This is a genomic window from Fulvivirga imtechensis AK7 (assembly GCF_000331535.1).
GTDB classification, from domain to species: domain Bacteria; phylum Bacteroidota; class Bacteroidia; order Cytophagales; family Cyclobacteriaceae; genus Fulvivirga; species Fulvivirga imtechensis.
Genome location: NZ_AMZN01000192.1, coordinates 1 through 341 on the forward strand (window position 1 = coordinate 1; position 341 = coordinate 341).

Consider the following 341-nt stretch of genomic DNA (forward strand, 5'->3'; position numbering starts at 1 on the left):
GCTAAAATCTCTCTGGCATATGATGCAGAGACAATTTTAGTATTATAGTCATAACCTACAGAAACAACTCCATCGTCATACTCCCTTACTTTATAGGTGGTCACAGCAACGCCTGATTCAAATTTAATATCCTCGCCTGTTAAGCCCTTCCAGGCTGCGTTAAGTCTGTTCAAATTTTGGATCCCCGTTTGCGAATTATTAACATAAGTGTTAAACCCAGCAAACCTCTCCGGTGCAATCCTGCTGAGTGGATCAATCATTCCCCCTCTTCCGCTATTGATAGGGATCATTTCATAGGGCCGTTTAAAATTCGGATTGGCATCATAGTATACGCTGTAGTA

General features: G+C 41.6%; 1 protein-coding gene. It reads right to left on the reverse strand.

All coding sequences use genetic code 11. The annotated features are described in order from the left end of the window. A partial coding sequence (locus C900_RS27715) for a hypothetical protein (protein WP_040497724.1) occupies window positions 1–341 on the reverse strand: 341 nt, incomplete at both ends.